Consider the following 19,903-nt stretch of genomic DNA (forward strand, 5'->3'; position numbering starts at 1 on the left):
TATAAAAGCCACCCGCAATTGGATGGCTTATTTCATATTCTCTTGATAATACAAATTTATCATGTTTAAAAGCAAAATGTGTATCATCTACGTATCAATTTCATCCCAAATATGTATCATGTCTCATCTATTATCACTTATTTACTCAACATTCCTACCTTGTTTAAGTTGTAAAATTTCTTTATTTAGTTTTTCAATTTCTCTTTCATATTTATCTATTGATTGAGTTGAATCTTCCTTATCTACACCACCTTTTTTGAAAATTCTCTTTAATAAAGACATATCATTACTACTAATCATATACAGAGTGAGTCCAAAAGTTATAAGTGTAAATCTATCATTTAAAACGGATACTTCGGTTGAATCTAATGATCTTACAACATTAAGGTTTGGAATAAAAACTAGTAATAACATCCCTATAAACAATGGCAATTGTAGTAAAAATACTGCATAGCGACTTTTACCTGTAAATGTTTTAAAAACGTCTTTTCCAATTATTAAATCAGATAATACAATAAAGAGAGAAGATAGTGCGATGCCTAGCATAAATTCAGGCCTTATGTCAACAAGAAAATATAAACTACCAAGAAAAATATAACTAATACCCATATAAGCCAAAATAGAATATGCTGTCATATGATTTTTCCCCTAAGTTTTTACTCAAATTATATCCCAAAAATAAGAAATTAGGGCACCGGTTTCTGTGCCCTGAAATATTTAATTTAAGTTGTATTCCTCAATTCGTAAAGCGAAAGCTAACTTGTAAAACGCTCTTCCTCTGATCCTATAATACGTGGCATGAGTCATATCCAGGTCAACATAGGCTTCCACATCGGTTAAATCATCTTCTCCAAACCACCTAATTTTAATTAGCTCTCGTTCCTTTTTACTGAGCCTACGTACTGCTAAAAGGACCTTATCAACGTGTTCTCTTCGTTGCATTTCTATATCTACATTCTTTACTGCTACATTTTCAGTGGAGCTATGAAAATTATTTGTAATAGTTGGTGGGATTAATGAATAGCTTGACGTTGTACTTGCCATTATTCCGGGATGGAATCCCATCTGTATGAACGTTCTGGCTAAATCGAGGGCTTCCTTCACTTTTTTCTCTGTCTCAATCCGATTAATCTCTGGTAACAAAGATAATTGTTTAAACACATCTATTCCCCCTCGAAAGTATCGCGTGGTATAATATTGTTTATCCACGTTAAATTCACGCTCCTGTTAAGGGCTTTTTCATTTACTCTGATAACATCTTGGCATAATCAATCAAAAATGTAGAAAAACGATCAAACTCTGAAATACTCACCTACTGTTATCCCTCTCTCAATTAATTTTCTCGTATAAAATACCGTTCACTTATTGACCTGCTTTTAATATTCTTTCGACAAATAACTCTATAAAATTTATTATTAGATCGGGATTTTATTTATAAGATAGGAGAGATTATTTTGAGCAGTCCTGTTTGTGATTTAAACATTATTTTAGAATTAAAAAAAGCTATATTACCTGTTATACTTACATCTTTATTTGGCTTAGGAGTATGGTTAATACAAAATACCCTCCAAACAAAAGGAAAAGAGTTGGAATACAAGATTGCACTTTTTAAAGAGCTAACCCAGCTTTTCTTAGATTATAGGACTGCAATAGTTGTTAAATTAGAATATACAGTTATTAAAAACGAACGAATTGAGCAATTTGACCTCTCCTCGGAGGATTACTTTAAGCTCCAAGAAAAATTAAAACAACTTGCTCCCTCATTATTTGAAAAACAACAAAAATTTGACGAAATTCATAATAAACTTCTGACAACCCTTGTCCTAGCTGAACAAATTTTCGGACCTAGAATAGGACAAGATATCATAATTTTTAGAGAGAAAGTAATTATGCTAAACTTTAATGACCATATCCAGATTTACGAAGATTTTAAACAAATTTTAGATCCAAACTTTATACTCCAGAAGGATAAGATAGATTATGAAATCATAGAGTTTAAACTTGCTGTAATAGAATATTATAATAGGTATCAAGATGTGATTATTAAGAATATACAAAAAGAGATTTTCAAATAATTTAGTTCCTCCTTATAGGATTAATTTTTTGTCCCAGCTCCTCGCACTACAATGGCAACAAGGAGTGATATCATGCAAAAATCGTTTTATTATCTATGCCGTGTAGCCGATCTGCTGGATTGGTTAGAAAGTTTCGACGACACGGCATAGTGTTTGATGTAGAAGCTATCCCAAACACCGATAACGTCCGGTTTGCGTTTCCTGATCTACCTGTGCAGCAGTATCATGTCGTGCATTTGGTGTTTGGTAAGGCTGGACATGTATATCAGTCATAGACTTTTGGCGATCTCTTCAATTACGTTGACAGTTACGCTATTTCCAGCCTGTTTGTAGAGTTGAGAATCAGATATTCCTGCTGCTCTTGCTTTGTCAAACGCTTCATCAGGAAAACCTTGTAGTCGCCAATACTCTCTTGGGGTTAATTTCCTAACTCGATGACCATCGTATATTCCATGCCGATCCTGAGCCGTTAAGGTAAACATAGGCTCTCCCGGCTCTTTAATTCTCCTGCCGTTTTGCCTTTTCTCTTCTCTATCCGGTGTTAAGACAGCCATAGGTTCAATAATCTTGATCCCTTCACCCTTATTCGTTGTTAATGTGGGACTTATTCCTTCACTGTGAAATACTTGCCCATTCATACCTCTGCCGGATGGATTAACATTTCCTGCAACTATAATCTTTGGCTGTCTATCACCGCCTTGCGCTGTATTTAAGCAAGGCGAGATACCATTAATGTCATACACCTCTGCATTTGATCGAAATGATCCTTCTAACCGACCAATGACCGTAATAACGCCTCCGTTTTTTGATTCGAGAGGAAATATTTTTCTGGTACTTGCTCCTCTAAGATGTCCAATAATGAACACGCGCGCTCTGTTTTGTGGTACTCCAAAGTTTTTAGAGTTAAGCACATTCCATTCCGCATCATACCCGACTTCATCCAAGGTTCTGAGGATTGTCTCGAACGTATCCCCGTTATTGTGGTTGAGGAGTCCTTCGACGTTCTCAAGAAATAAATAGCGTGGTCTGAGAATAGATGCGAAGCGCATAATCTCAAAGAAGAGAGTTCCCCTAGTATCGTTGAAACCTGCTCGCTTTCCAGCAACCGAGAAAGCCTGGCACGGAAATCCTCCACAGATAACGTCGGTATGTCCGATTCCTCGAAGACTCATTTGTAACGGTCGTGATGTCATCTGCTGTCCACTCTCCTTGTGTATCGTGTATAGCTTGGTAAGATATCCGAGCAAATTTATTATTCTCTACCCATCCAATCGGTTTATGACCAGCTCTTTGCATCCCAAATCGGAATCCACCGATTCCAGAGAACAGATCAAGGAATGTATAACCCATCAATCCCCACTCACTTCCTCCGCCCACTCTCGCAACGCCTGAGCCTGGTCAATCTCTATCCATGTAAAGCAGTAGCTATTTTGCATTTGAACGCACCCCCGTTGAACCAAAACCGCCTGTTCCTCGCTTCGTATCGCTTAGTTCATCTACCTCAACAAAACTCGCTTGAATAACCGGAGTAATAATACCTTGAGCAACACGATCACCTTTTCGGATGATGTATGATCCTTCTGGTAAAAATCCGTATCCATTTGGCACATCAATCTCATTCCCTGAAATATTGAAACATAAGCAAGTAGCAGAATCATAATTCTCATTTGTATTGTCAAACATCATGCAAACCTCTCCCCGATAGTCACTATCTATAGTTCCTATGCTGTTTGACTGTCTTAGTTTTGTGTGGAGCGACACTCCGGATCGTGGTCGGATCTGCATCTCATATCCCTTTGGAATTTCAAAGGCTAACCCTAAAGGTATTTTTGCGGTTTCACCAGGTTCGATAATCGTTTCCTCAACTGCTACAAGATCAAATCCTGCACTACCAGGAGTGGCATATGCCGGTATTACTGCATCTGGATGGAGTTTTTTAATTTTCACTTGCATAATTAATTCCTCCTCGATTCTTCTACTTTCATTCGTGCTAATCTGGTTGCGGTTGCTAATATTGCTGCCATTCGTTTAGGTCCGATACCAGGCGTTTCAGCCAATGCTCTTTCGAAGAGATTCCATGATGCAATCGTTGCTTGCTCTACACCTGCAGCTCGTTCGCGTTGTAATTTCTTTTGTAGGCTCATATGCCAAATCTCTTCTTTTTGATTCTGTTGCCAGGAACGGACATTGTAGTGATATCAGTAAAAGCACGATGGCTCTTTCTGACAGCCGGTGATGGTAAAGAAACAAGCCAAGCTCGTTCTTCAGGAGTCATTTCTCGTTTTGTCAATGGTCCCGCCTTATAAACTGGTCGATCTACTCTTGGCCGCGCTCTCTTTTCAAGTCCTAGTGTTGAGCCAAAATTCATCATCATAAGCGCCTCCTGTTGTTGGGAAGAAGCAGCTTTACGCTGCTCCCCCGTCAGATTGTTCGGCTTCAAGATCGGTATATTCTGGAGTGACTTGTGATAAGTTTCTAAGGTCGTCCCAATCTCTTGCTGCTGAAGCTATACGACCTTTGTAGTCCTTCCAAATCTTGCTCCATTTTCCGGAGGTTAGATCGAGAGAAGTAGCGATATCCATGGAACGCTCACCTGCTTCACGTCGAGTTACGATGTCGATGAAATTGTAAGGTAGGTCTTCGAATGTCGGGGCCTGTCCAGAAAGGATAAATTCATTGATTATTTTGGGTTCTACTTGAGGTGTGTCTTCTTGTTGAGAGGCTTCTTGTTCACCTTCTAATTCAGGAGTAGCTTCTTCTTGCGGTTTATCTTCTTTGGTTTCAGTCTCAGAATCTTGGACATTCTCTAAAACCTCGTTTGGCTTCACTTCTACCATTCCAGATCCATCAACCGTATATGGGGTATTGGGAGTTTCTTCGTCCGTTTGCCCATCTAATTCGAATGACAATTGATTGTCGCCTATAGCAACAAAAACATATGTTTTGCGTAAACGCATTAAGTTCAGTATTTCTTGATCTTTAGGGTTTTCTATTTCCAAGACCATCTCAATGCTGTCACCCTTGCCGGAACCTATCTTTTTCAAATAAGCTTCAAAATTTTTATTATCCATTGTTTATTTCTCCTCTCAATTTAGGCTTTATTTTTTGCTTTAGCTTTTGGTTTAGGATTGAGAATAGCTTCTACAACCTCTTTTTGAGTCTTGATCAGTTGGCCATGTCCGTTTAAGGCACGTCCTATTTGAGCCAGCACATAAGCATCACGCACGTTATCTGACTTATGTTTGAATCCAAAACGTTCAGCGATTCCAACTGCAACTGCTGCTTTATCGCCAACCCCTTTTCCGGTTGCGAATTTTTTTAACTGGCTAGGAGCCACTACAACGAATTTCATGCCCCTTCTATACAAATGAATCCTTATAAACCAACCAATTCCGTACTGGAAATCCACGCTTCTTCCAGAAGAATTAAATGAAAATCCCTCAATCAAAACAAAGTCAGTTGGTTGTATTCCAGATAATATTTTTTCTGCTAATAAAGACATACGCTCTGGATCTTCAAGATCTTTAAGTGTTATCTCGTTAGCATCCAGTACGTTCCCTTGTTCATCTAGCCTTACAAACCCAGTCTTAGTTGATAAATCTAGCCCTACGTAGTTTTGGCCCACGTCTGTTCCTCCTCACAATCTCAAACACTGTACATTCGTCGATTTCATCACCGTTGAAAGCTATCAATCTCTTAGCCCGATATTCCAGGAGTAGCTGGTGAATAATCTCTTCGTCTGAGTAATACAAACCTTTTGTCAATGCTCGATAGTCGAGCTTTCCCGAAGCCTGAATCCGTTTCAGCAGTGGGCAAACATGCCGTCTCATTTCCCACCTTCTCTTTTATTTATATTTTGAGATGTTTCGATATCTAAATATGAACGCATGTGTCTGACCTTCTCAGAGCCGTTTCTAGCCATTTTTATTCACGAACATACATTTGCATATCTTTGTTATAAAAAACTCGTGGCGACCCCTTCGGCTCGTTCTAGCGATGTTATTTCTTGGTCATGATGAACTCTCCGTTCCTAACCTGCTTCAATTCGTAATCATCACCATACCTCATGGAGTAGCTTCCCCAGCATTCTTTCATGGCTGCTCTCCGCTTTTGATCATCCTTGATCGCCAAGATCCACTCAGGGATGGGGATACGAACTTCAATATCGCGTAGCATTAGGCTGGATCATCCATGCTCAACTGGCGTGCCATGTTCGAAAACTTGTTGTACTCCTTCAGGAAGACCAGCTCGACCGTTCCAGTTGGGCCATTACGTTGCTTGGCTACGATGAACTCAACAATGTTTTTACTTTCACTGTCTTTGTTGTAGTAGTCGTCTCGGTAAAGGAAAGCAACAAGGTCCGCATCTTGCTCTAGAGAACCTGATTCCCTGAGGTCTGACATCATGGGCCGCTTGTCTTGCCGTTGCTCAACTGAACGGCTCAACTGTGAAAGAGCAATGATTGGTACGTCCAGCTCACGTGCAATTGACTTTAACTCACGTGATATACTCGAAACCTCTTCCTGGCGATTCCCACCCTTACCTCGCAGTAATTGCAGATAATCGATGAGGATTAGACCAAGCCCTTTCTCTTGCTGGAGCTTCTTACATCTGCGCCGTATATCCGCTGTTGTTACCGCTGCTGTGTCGTCTATGTAGATCGGCGCCTTTGAAATAGTACCTATCGCCATTGTGAGCTTCTGCCAGTCATTTTCTTCTAGCAACCCTGATCTAATTCGCGATGCATCGATCATGCCTTCAGCGCAAATCATGCGGGTCACTAATTGTGGAGCTGACATCTCTAGAGAAAATATGGCCACTGGCTCTTTCGATCGGATTGCAACGTTCTGACCCACATTCAAAGCAAGCGCCGTTTTACCAACAGAAGGACGGGCCGCCCAAATGATTAAGTCTGACTTGTTTAAACCCGCTGTCATTTTATCGATGTCCGCATATCCGCTTGGAATGCCTGTCATTTGTCCTTTGAACATGCTCACCTTTTCAATGGCTTCGTATGATTCCTTGACCACTTCACCAGCATGCTTAAAACCTTGTGATTGGACATTAGGCTCTAGTTCAGCTTTTGCATTGTCTAGGTTAGCAAGAACAGCATCGATGTCCTCGGCGCTGTAACCGTCCTTCTGCAACTGCTCGCCCAATCTGATCAGCTTTCGTCTCTTTGCCTGCTCTGCCACTATACCGATGTGATAATTAAGCGTTTCAGTGCTGGCTACCGATCCCTGTAAATCAGTCAGATAAACCGAACTACCCGCCGAAATAAATAGATTGTCTGAAGCTAGTTTTGTGGTGACGGTTAGAATGTCGATCTTGGTTCCTGTTTCAAACAGCTCCGTCATAGCCTTCAGGATTTTTTTGTGTAGAGGCTGGTAAAGTGATTCATGGTTAATCCGTTCCAACACTTTTTCGATAATCGCAGGATCTTTTAGGATCGAGCCTATCACCGCTTGCTCCGCCTCATGGCTATGTGGCATCTCCTGGATGTTAATCATGGCTGTTCACCTGCCCATTAGCCCATTGATTTGTTTTCACGTATTTACCGAACCGCTCACTCTCTCCAGTTACTTCTACAACGTCCCCTCCACCAAGGACACGTTCCATAAGTCGTGTTCCCCAGCCATCATTGCGTTCGTTGTACTTTTTTTCTAACTCCAGAACGCCTAGATTTGATCCATACAGCGTGGGAAGCCGGTCTTGTCTGGATTCCAAAACTCCGAACAAGTCGCTCATCTCCCAATGTGCAGGTATGTCAGCACCGATCTCGTCGATGATTAGCACTTCCGCATTTTTGTAAGCTGCTAGAGTTTCAAGCTTTGTATATTTGTTGCTGGTTCGGTTAATTAAGCTACTTGTTGTTGTATAAATAACGCTGTTCCCTTGATGTCTTAGCTTCATGGCCACCGCTGAAAGGAGGCTGCTTTTACCGGTGCCATTTGGCCCGAAAATGTATAGACCCTTGTCTTTCCAGCGTTCCAAGTTCGTAGCGAAATCTTTTAACTTAACATGAGCTTCTTGAATTCCTGGATGTCGTGCTTTATCCAAGCTAGCATTTAGAACCATTTGATCATCGTCGCTGTAAGCTTGGATTTTCTGTATAAACGCAATCTTTGCTCGTTGACGCTCTTCTTTGGCTAGCAAGTCAGTTTCGCATTTGCAAGCAACCGCTACTACTCGCTCTACTCCAAGAATGTGAATTGCTACAGGCGAAAGTACTCTGCTGCATATGCTGCATCTTCGCTCACTTGAGCCCAGCTTTTCGGTACTGTTCTGCGCGATCCGCTGAAAGAGATCCTGCATAGTTTGCTTTTCCCCCTTTGCTTGTAGATTTTTGATTCAAATAGCCTTCGAACTTGTTTGAAAACAAAGTTTCTGGACGCAGGTACTTAGACCACTCTGCATCACCTAGCCATTCAGCCGTTTTATTGTCGATAACCTTTTTAAAGTCATCTAGAGTGAACCCATCGTTCCACCTAGCTTTGATTAAATCTCTAGTTTTCTTTGACGTATGTTTGTAGGCTGTTTGTGCTTTTTGGTTTAGATAATCCACGATTTCCGAAAAGGGTATATATATATCTTTTAATTCTTTATCTTTATCTATTTCTTTTTCTATCTCTGTTGCGGGACAATGAGGGACATGTCCCCCTCCTGTCCCCGGGACAGCTTTTGGAAGTGATAATTGCTCCCTTTGTTTCTCACGTTGACGCTGTTTTTTCAACCTTTCCCGCTCTCTGATTCTCTCAAGAGCATCTATGTTTTGGTGTTTATCCCAGTTAGTAATGTGAATCGTGTTATTATCTATGTTGATCATGTCGAGATTCTGGAACGTTTGAAGAGCTAATCTGACTGTATTTAAGGGCCTTTTAAACTTGTGTGACAGCATTTCATCCGTATACGGTATAGACTCTGTTAAAAAGATGTAGCCGCCTGCATTACATTTCCCTGCAAGTGTCAGAAGCTTTATCCAAATTACAAGAATTGCATCCGCTTCAGGTAAACTCTCTAGGAAATCTATCTTCTGGTCATCGAACATTGTTGTCGTTATTTTTATCCACTTGATCTCGTTCAATGGTGTTCACCCGCCTAACTAATCCGTCTTACTTTAGCCACTAAATCAAGGAAGTCTACACTAACAATCCAGGGCTCTTTTCGTTCATCCAAGCACTGCAATCTAGCAAATTTCACGTTACGTTTGCAAAATACGTCCCTAACTTTCCACTGCATCCCTTGTAACTGATAGACTTGTCCGATCATCTTCTACCACTCGCAAATCGGCACTCGTTTTAACGTGCCAGTGTTTTTGTGGACCAAGTGCCATTCGGTCGGATATTTTTTATCAATCAACCAAATTTCTGTATTAAGGCTTGGCATTACGCTTTTCAAAAGCTTGACTTCTTTCAGGTGTAATTTACGTTTCATTCACAAGCACCCCTCTCCTAAAAAGGTAAGTCCTCATCTGAGATATTTATTGGTTTCCCAGTATCTGCAAAAGGATCGTTAGACGGGCCAGATTTTTTATTTCCAGAAGGCTCAGAACCTTGTGATGACAAGAACTGCACGTTATCGGCTACAACCTCAGTGACGTAAACTTTCTTACCTTCTTTGTTTTCATAGCTACGTGTTTGAAGTCGTCCGTCAACAGCAGCTTTTTTACCTTTAGCAAGGTAGTTAGCGCATAGATCAGCTAGTTGTCTCCATGCCACTATGTTGATGAAATCCGTTTCTTTCTCACCATTCGAACCAGAGTAAGAACGATTTATCGCTAAAGTAAATGTGGCAACAGCAACACCATTTGGCGTATAACGTAATTCAGGATCTCTAGTTAGGTTTCCGATCAAAACTACTCGGTTAAGCATTTCCACACCACCTATTCCAGCAAGTCCAGATAATGGACAATATGCTTTATTTTTTTAGTTTCTCTGCAATATTTACACTTTTCACAACGGACTGGATCAGCGAAACCATGCTTGACTTCCAAGATGCGAGGCATGTGTTGGACAACTTCTTCTAATTCGTATCCTAATCGAGTTGTATCAGAGCCGATTATCGCCTTATCCGGAGGATCTTCCTTAGAAACCGCCACAATCAAAGCTTCTAGCCAAGTATCACGGCCCGCCCACAGTCTCTCAATTTCAAGGTATAATGCCATTTGTCTTAGGTATCCATAAGCCTCTACAAAAGACACATACCCTTGGCTTTTATCCCAATACTTTCCGTTAATGTCTCTGACTGTTTTTAGATCAGCAATCCTACATTGTTCAGGATTGTAGACATCCATTTTTATTTTCCATGGGGCATCTGCGAACTCAGCCGTTGCGATTACTTCCTTTTGTCCTTCTAATGCAAGCATGACAAAGGGATCTTCTTGTAATGTCTGGATCATCTGGTCCGCATGGCGATACTGAGCGTACAGCTCTCCCTTTTTTGTAAACAAGGATGGATTGTTCTCTTTAAATTGTTCCAAGGTTCCTTCTAACCAGGCATGTACATAGGAACCAAGCAATAAATTTATGTCCGATGGATTACTCCATTCACCTGACAATTTAGCCATTGCCATAGCCTCACAAGTCCGGAAATCCTTATACTGGCTATTGCTCATATATTCTCTATCAGCCTCTAGCGAGTAATAATTTTGATCATTCAGTTCCAGTAGCACTATCATCACCGTCACTGTTGTCACTTGGTTGCTGAAGCTGTTGTTGCTTAAAAGCTTCCTCCGTTTTGGAATTCAATTCTCTGCTACCTGCTTTTAAGTCAAAGTAATCTTCACGCTTACCCATGCCGTCCCTAAGGGCTTTATACACATTGGATAAACGAATGAAGTCATTTTCGCTAAATGCATCTGCACCGCAACCGATGTACTTCTCAAGCATGGCTTTATTCACTTGGAATTGAGTTTCAAAGATGGTTATCATATTACGAACGCGATCTTGTAGTGGCTCCTTATGCCCATTTTTTAAAGTTTCTTTACAACGATCTATTGCGGAGTCAACAATATCTCCAGGAATCACCCCAAGAATGCATGCTCTAACGCGACGAGCTCCTTGGTTTGCAACCATTTCGTAAATATCGCGTGGATCGTCTAGTTGATTAACTTTTCCTCTTGCTTTTCGCTCATGCTTTACAGTGAAAACTTTTGTTTGACGAGTGTTAGTTTCTAAATCCCACGCGTATGCCATCATTGAAGACTCTCCGTTTTTTTGCTCCAGCTCAATTACTCCAAAATCAATATTTCCCCATGATTGAGCAAGCACTTCAGCCAATCGTATGGATGGACCTGTTACTTTGGTTCCACCTCTAGGAAACTCATACATCGCACTTTCTGCTAAAGCTTTTCTATCACATGCTTTCATGATTCTGTTGTAAGCATCGTACTCATCACGTGGAAATGTCTTTGCTACATACATGGCAGCTTGCACTTCCTGTGCTTGGCGACTCACCATTGCTTGTGCTGGTGCTGTTGATTGTCTAGTTGAGGGAGTAAACTGATTGTTTGATGGGGTTAAGCTATTTTCCATATAATCCTCCTTGAAATTCCAGCCCGAACAAGTTACCATAGGGCTGGGTGTATTAGTGAACTTAGTGAAGGCTCTGCGCTGCTACGCAGGGTCTATTTCCTTTTCTTCCACATACTCAATCAACTCTTCTTCAATCTTTTCCAAATTGGAAATTAACGCTGAAAGCTTATGCTCGTGAAATTCTGCAAGGGCAGTAAGAATATTTGGTGTACTACGATATCGATCATCTGTTTCTTCTTTGAAATTAATAATTTCAGCTATTGAATCTTCTAAATTGCTAAGAGTTTGCCTTATACTCATTTCAATCACCTCCTCTCTTACGCTTCCAGTAGAAGCAGCTCTCTTCTTAGTTCACGAAGCCTTGCTTTGGACTGTTGAATCTGTTCTTGATCACCACTTTTTAATGCATCTGATAAAGTGGTCAATTCATAATTGAGTTCTAACCTGGCAACTGGGATGCGTTGTTCAGCGCGATCACTTTTCAACGCACGAATAACGTTTTCAATTGCTGGCATTAGCTTCATCCCTTCCATGATTCAAATTTTCGATTCCATGAACGTTTGTAGTATTCAAACATGCCCTCTTGTCGTTGATCTTCTACCATGCATCCAGCCACACCAGAACCCTCCTTAGTTCGTTTTTTACAAACTCCTTATTCTCAGATGGGCTACGATCTCTCGCTGTCTCACGGACGCCCCTCACCTCTTCGGTGATGTCTTCCAACGATTCAATGACCAAGCCGATCCGCGTTTCCATCAACTCTGCTGGTTCATCAAAAGCTGTGGGCCCAAGTCTTCGTTGTCTCAGTGATTCTGTTTGCTCTACATACTCTGGAAAATCAGAAATTTGCTTCATGTGATTTCCAACCTAGCTGCATTTTATCTTTGCCCAGTCTTATCAATTCGTTTTGGAGCTCAATTTCTTGCATACGTCCTAATCGCAAGCGCTCCTTATATGGAGCTAAATCCCTTTCAAACTCATTGTTAATCTCATTCAAAGTAGTTAATTGCCGTTTGATTCTGCCTATTTTCAAATCGATATCATGTATCTGTTGGTTCTTTTCCTCTACTGTCAAGTTGGGCACCTCCTAATCAAGTTTTTAGGTAAATAAGCCTATTTGTTACAGGATTTTACTCATGAATGTAGAACTATGTCGTAAGACCGTGAACTTTGGCGAGTGTCGGTTTATAATTTTTGATGAAGGGACATTTGACATGGATGAAATTAAAATTAGTTTTACTCAATTTATGAAATATTCATTTTTAAACCCAAACAAACGATTGCAACAAGTAAAAGAGTGGAAATACACAAATTATGATGATGAGTCGAAATACGATTACTGGAAGAGGCTTAAGCTAGGTATTGTGAAATTTCATAAAGAAGGACTTGAATTATCATTTTTAGATCAAATACCTTCTAGTGTTCCTATTGATCACCGAGATAACTATAGATTTGCAGTGAACAACTACAAAAAATTTTTAAAAAGAAATCCTAAAGCTGAATGGTTTAAAACTCAAAAGAAGTATTATCATTATGAAAATTTGCATATTAATGTTGGTCCTGAACTCGGTCTAAGAATCAAAGGTGTACCACATTTTATTAAGCTTTATTGCACCGATGATGGCGGATTAACTCAAAAGCTTGATCGTGGAAAGGCTGATTTAATGCTTCATCTCATGAAATTAGCAATACCAGAACAACTTACTGAAGATTCCGTTCTTGCTCTCATCAACATCAAAAATGACGCTAGGATTATGAGATATAATTCTAATAACGAATACCTAGATGGGAATCTAGTTTTAAATATGAAAAGTTTTATTGATGCATGGAACATGGTTTAACTTTGCTGCATATACTTCTCAATCAATTGCTCTATTTCGTCTATGTTGGACGCCGAGTCGAGTTCTGAAACTACTGCTTTCCAATTGACTCGTGCATCCATCTCGTGATCGAAAAACTCTTCCTTTTCTTCCTCGTTGATGTTAGCGAAAAGACCTATATTGCTTCGTAAAGTACCTTCAAGGCAGACTTCGCAAATTGGGGTCCATTCACCCGTTTCATGCGCTACTGCCTTTCTTTTTTTACAAAAGCGACATTTACCTAGGCTCAACATTTACCTCTCCTATCTCAACCCCATACTCCTTGCAAAAGTCTTCTGTACGCTTCCTTGCAGCATCACAAACGGCTTGTCCAGAAACAGGAAGCATTAAAGACATCTCACGGTTTGAATTCCTAGCTAATATCTCCGCTTGCCGACGGTTGAAATCATCCGCACTCATTTGCAAACCTCCTTCAAATCCTTCATGTTCTCCCTCGCAAATCTCTGGATGTCTTTTGCCTTGCCAATCAAAACTAGCCAACAACCGCGATTAACTGGGTTAAGGATTTTCAATTTGCCATCTCCTTATATCATTTTTGAAACAAATAATGGTTTCGAGGTTAATATCTAGGCTGTTCATATAGCCATTCAATAAGAAACTCTCTTGTCTCCTTAGTTGGAAAATACCACTTACCTCCTACTTTGAATTTAGGAAACCTTGGATCGAAGAAAAATTTATCCTGTATTGTGTTCCAACACATGCAAGTTCTCCGCATTAACTCCTTTGAATCCCAAAAAACTAATTCAGACTCAACTTCCTTCATCTTCTCCTTCAACTTCTCCAGATACATTCTTCTAACTTCAATCTCATCAATTTCTACCTTAATCATTGCTAACATCGCTCCTTAGCTAATTACTTAGAGCTGGTTCATATTTGAACTTCCCCCTTTCATCAAGAATCTCCATATCAAAAAAACAATAAACTATCTAATGTTATTTGCTTTATGAGAGCTCTTATGAATAACTCTGCTTGTCTGTTTTCAAACACCTATCCTGTTGCTGATCTTCAAGCCAGCGGATAAATCCTTCTTTAGTAACCCTTTTGCTTCTTCCCAGCCGAATCAATGGGAAACCTTTTAACTCCATTAATTCATAGGATCTACGAACAGATATGTGTAGATATGACGCGATGTGCTGGGCGGTTAGAATCTGAGGCATTTCTTCAATTGTTTGCATAAAAACCCCCTCCTTTAATTCGCAATTTGCTTGTCCGTTTCTGAGACCATTCCCACTTTGTAGTGAATAGCCATTTCTTTTACAATTGCTAGATAAATTTCGGTTAAGCGCGCATCTTCAGCGATCGCATCCAAAGCGTTTACCTTATCAATTTTTGATTTTGATACACCTTCTAAAGCCATTCTTTTCTGTATATTGGTTGTACGAATAGAGAGCTTACATTTTGATCGTTCCTCTAACCTTTGAAAAATCTCGTTCCGAATATCAGAGTAAGATCCAAAACCGCCTAGTTTTTTTGCCATTTTGTTAATGAGTGAATTGACCTTCTTTCGCCACTCTGTTGGGTTCAGGCTGAGAACCTCTGTAATATGCTCTTGTCTGGCTTCCACAGCTGCTAGACGCCTCTCTTGATCAACCAATTGCGATATAGAGGCTTGTAGGATTTCGAGGTGTGTTTTTGGCTTGTCAGTTTCCTGAAGTTGCTCACGCATCCGCTTAAACTCTTCTAGAAATCTAACCTTCATTTTCATGGCTTCAGGTGTTACATAGCTCATTGCCACAATTGCGAAAGCATCTTCTGTTAAATCGTACTTGGAGTACATTTGCTTGTTCTGTGGGTGCTGGTATTGGGTAAGCTCAAAGTTGAGCAGACCCCATTCTTGTTCTCCCGCTTCTGTTAACTTCTCAATTTGATTTTCAATATCACGCATTACATTTTTATGCTCCTTATTGAAAACCTCAGCAATTGTTAAGCTATCCGTAACTACCCGATTGTGCTGAATGAAAACTAATTGGTTCATTTATTCAACCTCTTTTCGTAGTGTTGACACCACATCATTCGCAATAAAAAATCTCCCTAGCATCTTTATTAAAATAGTGGGAGATTTTAAGCATTAATTCACCAGAGGGATTTCTTCCGTTTTCTACTCTTGTGATCGTATCTCTGTGGACACCAAGTTCCTTTGCAAGGTCTTCTTGAGAAATATTAAAATCCTCAGACTTTCGTAAACACCTAATTTTATTTTTCATTTTTCTCACCTCGCGTTCCGTTGTGTCGACCCTACATTTTTAATTGTAGAGTCGAATCACACAAAAGTCAACCAATAATTTCTAAAAAAAAACAAGAACACATTATCTCTTTTATTTTTGTGGTATATACACTACAATATGTAGTATAGAAACGACAAGGACGGATGAAAATGAATAATTTATTGGGCGATACCCTTCAAAAATTAAGGAAAGAGAAAAAGCTATCTTTGCGAGCTGTTGGCGAAATAACAGGTTTGAGTTATGGATATGTTAGAGATATTGAAATTGGGATAAATAGAAAAACCGATTCGCCAATGATACCAACGCCTGATACACTAAGAAAGTTTGCACAAGCATATGATTATCCTTATCAGGATCTTATGAGAATTGCTGGACATCTCGAAGATGCTTCTGGTCATCTTATTTTAGACGATCCAAACATCTCGGATGAAAACAAAGAATTATTCAGAAAAATATTAGACTTACCACCTGATCAATATGATTTAGTAAAAAACATCATCAATAATTTTAAGAACGAAATAAAATGAAGCCCTACTCTCAGAGTAAGGGCTTCATTTTATTTCGTGATATCTTTCAATAAACTGCATGCATGCTGAGCATGAGGTGTCTTTTCTTGGAGTATGGTTCTTAGCAGCATGAGTTCATCAGGTTTAAATGCAATCATATTAAGTTTCTCGAAATTAGTTTGATCATTGTTGTTAATCCCTTCCATACCTGAGCTCCTCCCTTAAAACCCCGTCTCATTTTTACATTATGTGTTTGTAATTAATTATATTATGAGGGACACGTTTTTGTACCTTCGACAAATTATATGGAAATTCGACACGAAAAAAGCCCCTTTTATAGGGGGCTTAATTAACAAAAAAAGTTACTGTTCAATAAATTTGGTCTACCAATCAGGTGCAGTACTGTATTGGATGAAATGTGCTGTGGCTTTTTCAGCGGTTACCTGAACTGATTCCTCCGTACTAACCATCGAAGAAGACATTAAAAGAAAAGCAAACAAAACTAGAGAAGAAGCAAATAGTTTTTTCATGCTACAAACCTCTCTTTCCTTTTTGGATTACCATATTTAATAAATCTGAAATAACGAGTTGAGAATCAATATCTATCATACTTTTGCCAGAAGTATACAAGCCTGTAACTTGAGTTGCATTAAGTTTATACAACAATTCCATACTCTCTAAAAACTCTTGTCGCAAACCTAATTTTGCAAAAATACGCATACTCCCCAGGAGAGCTTTTACGGAACTTTTAACTTCACCTAGTAAAAACTCCACCCTCCCCTTAATACGTAAGTATAAACCATAATACAGATCGTTAAAAGGTCCTTTAAGGTTCTTCCTCTCTAAAATTTTAACGACCAACTCTTCAAAGCAATACATTTTTCTAGCCTCGTGTATTCTATTACTTTTAATATAAAGTTGCATTAACTCATTAATAACAACAATTGTATTGTGATGAAACTCATAATTCTCTAAATATTTTTCTAGTAATGTTATTGCCTTATCTATATTATTTCTTCTAGCATAAATAATTGCTTTATCTATTTTGTAATAGTTACTTTCATATTTATCATATTTTAAAGCGTATTCTTCTAAATATTTATCAGCTCTATCAATATCCCCAATATCAATTAAATTGTTGTAAAAAGCGTGATAAGCTTTTTCCTTAAAAATAGTATCTTTAATTGTGTTATCCAATACTATTTTCCCTAGAAACTCATTGCTTTCATAGGGTTTTTTCAGGATTAAAGCATGTACCCCAACTTTATAGTAGGCTTCTATTTTTTGATCATCGTTTAAGAAATTCGAAACTTCAATTAACCTCTTTCCTAGATAATAGCTTTTAGATATATCTCGATCACGAGCTATCATATACTCATAAAACATGCAGGAAGCCATGATACCACATTCCTGATAACTCATTGCATGTTTCCCTAAGACCGAATATAATTTTTCAGCGCTACTAATAGAATTGGTTTCCTTCGCAATATTAAAAACGTCAATTAATCCTTTCTTTATATCCTGCCCGACAGTCACATATTGATGAACTATATCTGATAAAAGGTTCTCAGATGCCTCAGGTAAGATTCGAAATAATATCTCTCTTACCCTCTCTTGATTTTTTTGAATTGGTACAACCTTTTCAACAACTTCAGTAAAAGGAATAACTAATGATTTCGCTACCTTTTCTATCGTTTCAAGTTTAGGCTGGTTCGTCAGATCACTTTCCAACCTGCGTAATACCTTCTCTGAGATGTTTGTTTCTTTTTTTAAATCTGCTATAGACTTACCGCATTTCTTACGGTAAGTATGAATTAATTGACCTAAGGTACTACTGTTCACAAAAATATCCCCCTCTTAAACAAAAAGCACCATCACCGTTTGCTTTCTAGTGACAGAGCTTTCTCCACAAGGAAACGTTCGCCCATCAGCTAAACTTTTGCCAGTAACTGAATAATAACTAATGACAAAAATTTGAAAACTCGCTACAATGGATAGCAAGTAAGCCGACGGGTACGAAAAGTGCTTCTGTTCACCGAGTCTGGTTCGGTGGTCAGACCTAACTGGATTCCCCAATCTAGTTAGGCATGTTGGCTTGCTTTTTATTTTCACTAAATTTTTCTTTATCTTAACAAAATTTAACTTTCTAAGCTAGACCTTTTTATGAAAATTTTGGAATAGTTATTTGTTAAATTCCATATTATAGCGTTAATTTGGGATAGATTCATTATGTTTTTGTTTGATTTAACCCAGCCATTAACCCGGAACGATTTATCTTTACTTATACATATTACTCATCGTATATTACTTTGTTAAAAAAGATAAAAACACGTTTTTTTCTCCGTGATAAATGAGTTTAGTTTAGACCTATTCTGTGTTAAACTAAACGTAAATACGTATAATAAAAAAGACCGCAGGTGCTGCCAACACCCACGGTCATATAATAGACTGTCCCTTCAAAGGGGTAGCTCATTTACAGGTGAAGTAGATCACTGAGGTGCTAAACTCAAGGGTGATCTACTTCTTTTTATGGAAAGACAGTATTAACACGACCAAAGTTGCAAAAGAAATCATGAGTGTCAATGCTTGAAATACCGTCATAGCTTCACCCCCTTCCATTTGGAATAGGAGTGAGCCGACCACCCTTGAGGAGCTATCTATTATATTAAGGTGAATTATAACAGCAAATGGAATATTTGGTATATAGTTTTATTATGCCCACTGAGCAACCAGCTCTTTGGTTCTCTTCTCCTCTATCCGCTTCATTGTCCCGTAAAAACATCTTAGGAATCTATCTAACCCCCACTCCTTCTGATCCCGTTTATACGCATTTTTTGTGTATTCCCACGCATCTAAGGCGACAGGTATGACATTCTCGTTTCTTTCCCAGCCTGTTATGCGCTTAAACATAACTACTCTACTCCAAAACTGTTTGATAACTGCCCCGTGAGGGAATGCTGGTTTGATTGCTTTAACAAATTCTTTCGGGACGTAGCTTGGAATCACTGTCAAATCCTTTTCCAGCCGAGTCACTTTAACGTTATCTTTATTCTTTTCTTTTTGGTTTTTAGCAGTATTAAAAACCCTTGTATTAGACTTGCCTTTGTCAGCCTCTGAGCTTGATACTATTGGCTTATCCCCTTTGTCTAACCCCATCATTTCAACCCCGTCATTTGAGGGTAAAAAGACAAACATATTAGCGCCCTGAAGCCCCGTTTTTCTAGCTGTGGCAATACGTTTGATAATCCCCACCTGCTCTAGCTTTCTTATGCCTCTTTCAACGCTCGCACGGCTCGTTTTAGCCATCTTACATATAGAATCAATTAAGAGATAGGCAACACCTAGGGTTCCCTGTGAGGAGTTCATTGCACGCTTTCTAATCACATCTAACACTTTCATTGTTGAAGGGGCTAATTTTTCTTTAAGTTGATTTAAACGCAGCCGTATTGATTCCCTTAACTGCTCTTTTGTCCTGAAAGAGCTTAACTCTCTCATAGTTTTAATTTGTTCTTCTGTAAACATTACAACCACCCCTAATATGTACAAAAAAGAGTATCAAAAATATGATTTATTATATCTAAAATATATTTACAATCAAACATAAAGTCAATACCTTAAATATAACTTCTTGTACTTTTACTTGTTCCTCATGTATAATTTATATAAACAAATATAGGGAGGGTG

The 19,903-nt window shown here is 38.9% G+C and carries 34 protein-coding genes and 1 pseudogene; 3 read left to right on the forward strand and 32 right to left on the reverse strand.

Annotated elements, in window-relative coordinates:
• Window positions 1-141: 141 nt before the first annotated feature.
• Window positions 142-636 carry a hypothetical protein gene (locus BRLA_RS15135; RefSeq protein ID WP_003337111.1) on the reverse strand — a complete coding sequence of 165 codons (495 nt, stop codon included), beginning with the start codon at window positions 634-636 and terminating at the stop codon, window positions 142-144.
• Between the two features lie 81 nt (window positions 637-717).
• The gene (locus BRLA_RS15140; protein WP_041752273.1) at window positions 718-1,161 is read right to left on the reverse strand and encodes an ArpU family phage packaging/lysis transcriptional regulator; all 444 of its coding nucleotides are present in this window, start codon (window positions 1,159-1,161) and stop codon (window positions 718-720) included.
• 293 nt (window positions 1,162-1,454) lie between these two features.
• Here BRLA_RS15140 and BRLA_RS15145 point away from each other — a divergent pair, with 293 nt between their 5' ends.
• A complete protein-coding gene (locus BRLA_RS15145; protein WP_003337109.1) occupies window positions 1,455-2,075 on the forward strand; it encodes a hypothetical protein in 621 nt (206 codons plus the stop codon).
• A 269-nt stretch (window positions 2,076-2,344) separates the two neighbouring features.
• On the opposite strand, the pseudogene BRLA_RS15150 reads toward BRLA_RS15145, so the two are convergent.
• The 19 genes and pseudogenes from BRLA_RS15150 to BRLA_RS15225 form a co-directional block, all read right to left on the reverse strand.
• Window positions 2,345-3,425 (reverse strand): annotated as a pseudogene (locus BRLA_RS15150) (DNA cytosine methyltransferase).
• Between the two features lie 75 nt (window positions 3,426-3,500).
• Complete coding sequence (locus BRLA_RS15155; RefSeq protein WP_003337106.1) at window positions 3,501-4,028, reverse strand: dUTP diphosphatase; 528 nt, start codon at window positions 4,026-4,028, stop codon at window positions 3,501-3,503.
• A gap of 2 nt (window positions 4,029-4,030) precedes the next feature.
• Window positions 4,031-4,219 (reverse strand): hypothetical protein, encoded by a 189-nt coding sequence (locus BRLA_RS15160; protein WP_003337105.1) that lies wholly within the window; start codon window positions 4,217-4,219, stop codon window positions 4,031-4,033.
• A complete protein-coding gene (locus BRLA_RS15165) occupies window positions 4,216-4,449 on the reverse strand; it encodes a hypothetical protein (RefSeq protein ID WP_003337104.1) in 234 nt (77 codons plus the stop codon). The genes BRLA_RS15160 and BRLA_RS15165 overlap by 4 nt, the downstream gene beginning before the upstream one ends.
• Before the next feature lie 31 nt (window positions 4,450-4,480).
• Window positions 4,481-5,146 (reverse strand): hypothetical protein, encoded by a 666-nt coding sequence (locus tag BRLA_RS15170; protein ID WP_003337103.1) that lies wholly within the window; start codon window positions 5,144-5,146, stop codon window positions 4,481-4,483.
• 20 nt (window positions 5,147-5,166) lie between these two features.
• On the reverse strand, window positions 5,167-5,700 hold the full coding sequence (locus tag BRLA_RS15175; RefSeq protein ID WP_003337101.1) for a hypothetical protein: 534 nt from the start codon (window positions 5,698-5,700) through the stop codon (window positions 5,167-5,169).
• A 374-nt stretch (window positions 5,701-6,074) separates the two neighbouring features.
• Window positions 6,075-6,251 (reverse strand): hypothetical protein, encoded by a 177-nt coding sequence (locus BRLA_RS24050; RefSeq protein ID WP_003337099.1) that lies wholly within the window; start codon window positions 6,249-6,251, stop codon window positions 6,075-6,077.
• A complete protein-coding gene (gene dnaB, locus BRLA_RS15180; protein ID WP_003337098.1) occupies window positions 6,251-7,585 on the reverse strand; it encodes a replicative DNA helicase in 1,335 nt (444 codons plus the stop codon). Before dnaB ends, BRLA_RS24050 begins: the two co-directional genes overlap by 1 nt.
• Entirely contained in the window at window positions 7,578-8,390 is an 813-nt protein-coding gene (locus BRLA_RS15185) for an ATP-binding protein (RefSeq protein ID WP_003337097.1), read from the reverse strand. The genes dnaB and BRLA_RS15185 overlap by 8 nt, the downstream gene beginning before the upstream one ends.
• Window positions 8,332-9,159 (reverse strand): phage replisome organizer N-terminal domain-containing protein, encoded by an 828-nt coding sequence (locus BRLA_RS15190; RefSeq protein ID WP_003337096.1) that lies wholly within the window; start codon window positions 9,157-9,159, stop codon window positions 8,332-8,334. Before BRLA_RS15190 ends, BRLA_RS15185 begins: the two co-directional genes overlap by 59 nt.
• 14 nt (window positions 9,160-9,173) lie before the next feature.
• Window positions 9,174-9,344: a hypothetical protein gene (locus BRLA_RS24055; protein ID WP_154071874.1), complete on the reverse strand. Its 171-nt coding sequence runs from the start codon at window positions 9,342-9,344 to the stop codon at window positions 9,174-9,176.
• A 3-nt stretch (window positions 9,345-9,347) separates the two neighbouring features.
• On the reverse strand, window positions 9,348-9,509 hold the full coding sequence (locus BRLA_RS24305) for a DUF6906 family protein (RefSeq protein WP_164496763.1): 162 nt from the start codon (window positions 9,507-9,509) through the stop codon (window positions 9,348-9,350).
• A 17-nt stretch (window positions 9,510-9,526) separates the two neighbouring features.
• Entirely contained in the window at window positions 9,527-9,946 is a 420-nt protein-coding gene (locus tag BRLA_RS15195) for a single-stranded DNA-binding protein (RefSeq protein ID WP_003337095.1), read from the reverse strand.
• Between the two features lie 11 nt (window positions 9,947-9,957).
• Window positions 9,958-10,752, reverse strand: coding sequence for a PD-(D/E)XK nuclease-like domain-containing protein (locus BRLA_RS15200; protein WP_003337094.1), 795 nt, complete (start codon window positions 10,750-10,752; stop codon window positions 9,958-9,960).
• Window positions 10,727-11,608: a hypothetical protein gene (locus BRLA_RS15205; RefSeq protein ID WP_003337093.1), complete on the reverse strand. Its 882-nt coding sequence runs from the start codon at window positions 11,606-11,608 to the stop codon at window positions 10,727-10,729. The genes BRLA_RS15200 and BRLA_RS15205 overlap by 26 nt, the downstream gene beginning before the upstream one ends.
• 81 nt (window positions 11,609-11,689) lie before the next feature.
• A complete protein-coding gene (locus BRLA_RS15210) occupies window positions 11,690-11,908 on the reverse strand; it encodes a hypothetical protein (protein WP_003337092.1) in 219 nt (72 codons plus the stop codon).
• A 17-nt stretch (window positions 11,909-11,925) separates the two neighbouring features.
• A complete protein-coding gene (locus BRLA_RS15215) occupies window positions 11,926-12,132 on the reverse strand; it encodes a hypothetical protein (protein WP_236867857.1) in 207 nt (68 codons plus the stop codon).
• Window positions 12,133-12,205: 73 nt separating this feature from the next.
• Window positions 12,206-12,463, reverse strand: coding sequence for a hypothetical protein (locus BRLA_RS15220; RefSeq protein WP_003337090.1), 258 nt, complete (start codon window positions 12,461-12,463; stop codon window positions 12,206-12,208).
• Window positions 12,447-12,683, reverse strand: a complete 237-nt coding sequence (locus BRLA_RS15225) for a hypothetical protein (protein WP_003337089.1) — start codon at window positions 12,681-12,683, stop codon at window positions 12,447-12,449. The genes BRLA_RS15220 and BRLA_RS15225 overlap by 17 nt, the downstream gene beginning before the upstream one ends.
• Window positions 12,684-12,744: 61 nt before the next feature.
• Here BRLA_RS15225 and BRLA_RS15230 point away from each other — a divergent pair, with 61 nt between their 5' ends.
• Window positions 12,745-13,449: a hypothetical protein gene (locus BRLA_RS15230; RefSeq protein WP_003337088.1), complete on the forward strand. Its 705-nt coding sequence runs from the start codon at window positions 12,745-12,747 to the stop codon at window positions 13,447-13,449.
• Here BRLA_RS15230 and BRLA_RS15235 read toward each other — a convergent pair.
• The 6 genes from BRLA_RS15235 to BRLA_RS15260 form a co-directional block, all read right to left on the reverse strand.
• The gene (locus BRLA_RS15235; protein WP_003337086.1) at window positions 13,446-13,721 is read right to left on the reverse strand and encodes a hypothetical protein; all 276 of its coding nucleotides are present in this window, start codon (window positions 13,719-13,721) and stop codon (window positions 13,446-13,448) included. The two genes, BRLA_RS15230 and BRLA_RS15235, sit on opposite strands and share 4 nt — an antisense overlap.
• Window positions 13,705-13,887, reverse strand: a complete 183-nt coding sequence (locus tag BRLA_RS15240) for a hypothetical protein (RefSeq protein WP_041752278.1) — start codon at window positions 13,885-13,887, stop codon at window positions 13,705-13,707. The genes BRLA_RS15235 and BRLA_RS15240 overlap by 17 nt, the downstream gene beginning before the upstream one ends.
• Window positions 13,888-14,047: 160 nt before the next feature.
• Entirely contained in the window at window positions 14,048-14,317 is a 270-nt protein-coding gene (locus tag BRLA_RS15245) for a group-specific protein (RefSeq protein ID WP_041752280.1), read from the reverse strand.
• 124 nt (window positions 14,318-14,441) lie between these two features.
• Entirely contained in the window at window positions 14,442-14,663 is a 222-nt protein-coding gene (locus tag BRLA_RS15250) for a helix-turn-helix domain-containing protein (RefSeq protein ID WP_003337083.1), read from the reverse strand.
• A gap of 14 nt (window positions 14,664-14,677) precedes the next feature.
• Window positions 14,678-15,463 (reverse strand): Rha family transcriptional regulator, encoded by a 786-nt coding sequence (locus tag BRLA_RS15255; RefSeq protein WP_003337082.1) that lies wholly within the window; start codon window positions 15,461-15,463, stop codon window positions 14,678-14,680.
• A 34-nt stretch (window positions 15,464-15,497) separates the two neighbouring features.
• On the reverse strand, window positions 15,498-15,692 hold the full coding sequence (locus BRLA_RS15260; protein ID WP_041752282.1) for a helix-turn-helix transcriptional regulator: 195 nt from the start codon (window positions 15,690-15,692) through the stop codon (window positions 15,498-15,500).
• 170 nt (window positions 15,693-15,862) lie between these two features.
• Between BRLA_RS15260 and BRLA_RS22880 the strand changes: the two genes are divergently transcribed.
• Window positions 15,863-16,240, forward strand: coding sequence for a helix-turn-helix domain-containing protein (locus BRLA_RS22880; RefSeq protein ID WP_051876125.1), 378 nt, complete (start codon window positions 15,863-15,865; stop codon window positions 16,238-16,240).
• A 29-nt stretch (window positions 16,241-16,269) separates the two neighbouring features.
• Here the strand turns inward: BRLA_RS22880 and BRLA_RS24060 are convergent, their stop codons facing one another.
• From BRLA_RS24060 to BRLA_RS15275, 5 genes are all read right to left on the reverse strand, one after another.
• Window positions 16,270-16,425 (reverse strand): hypothetical protein, encoded by a 156-nt coding sequence (locus tag BRLA_RS24060; RefSeq protein ID WP_003337079.1) that lies wholly within the window; start codon window positions 16,423-16,425, stop codon window positions 16,270-16,272.
• A gap of 177 nt (window positions 16,426-16,602) precedes the next feature.
• Window positions 16,603-16,749, reverse strand: coding sequence for a hypothetical protein (locus BRLA_RS24065; RefSeq protein ID WP_003337078.1), 147 nt, complete (start codon window positions 16,747-16,749; stop codon window positions 16,603-16,605).
• A gap of 1 nt (window position 16,750) precedes the next feature.
• Window positions 16,751-18,061 carry a helix-turn-helix domain-containing protein gene (locus BRLA_RS15270; RefSeq protein ID WP_041752284.1) on the reverse strand — a complete coding sequence of 437 codons (1,311 nt, stop codon included), beginning with the start codon at window positions 18,059-18,061 and terminating at the stop codon, window positions 16,751-16,753.
• Window positions 18,062-18,736: 675 nt separating this feature from the next.
• Window positions 18,737-18,838 (reverse strand): putative holin-like toxin, encoded by a 102-nt coding sequence (locus BRLA_RS25155; protein ID WP_338012098.1) that lies wholly within the window; start codon window positions 18,836-18,838, stop codon window positions 18,737-18,739.
• Window positions 18,839-18,931: 93 nt separating this feature from the next.
• Window positions 18,932-19,741 (reverse strand): hypothetical protein, encoded by an 810-nt coding sequence (locus tag BRLA_RS15275; RefSeq protein WP_003337074.1) that lies wholly within the window; start codon window positions 19,739-19,741, stop codon window positions 18,932-18,934.
• Between the last annotated feature and the right edge of the window lie 162 nt (window positions 19,742-19,903).

It is taken from the genome of Brevibacillus laterosporus LMG 15441 (assembly GCF_000219535.2).
Lineage (GTDB): Bacteria > Bacillota > Bacilli > Brevibacillales > Brevibacillaceae > Brevibacillus_B > Brevibacillus_B halotolerans.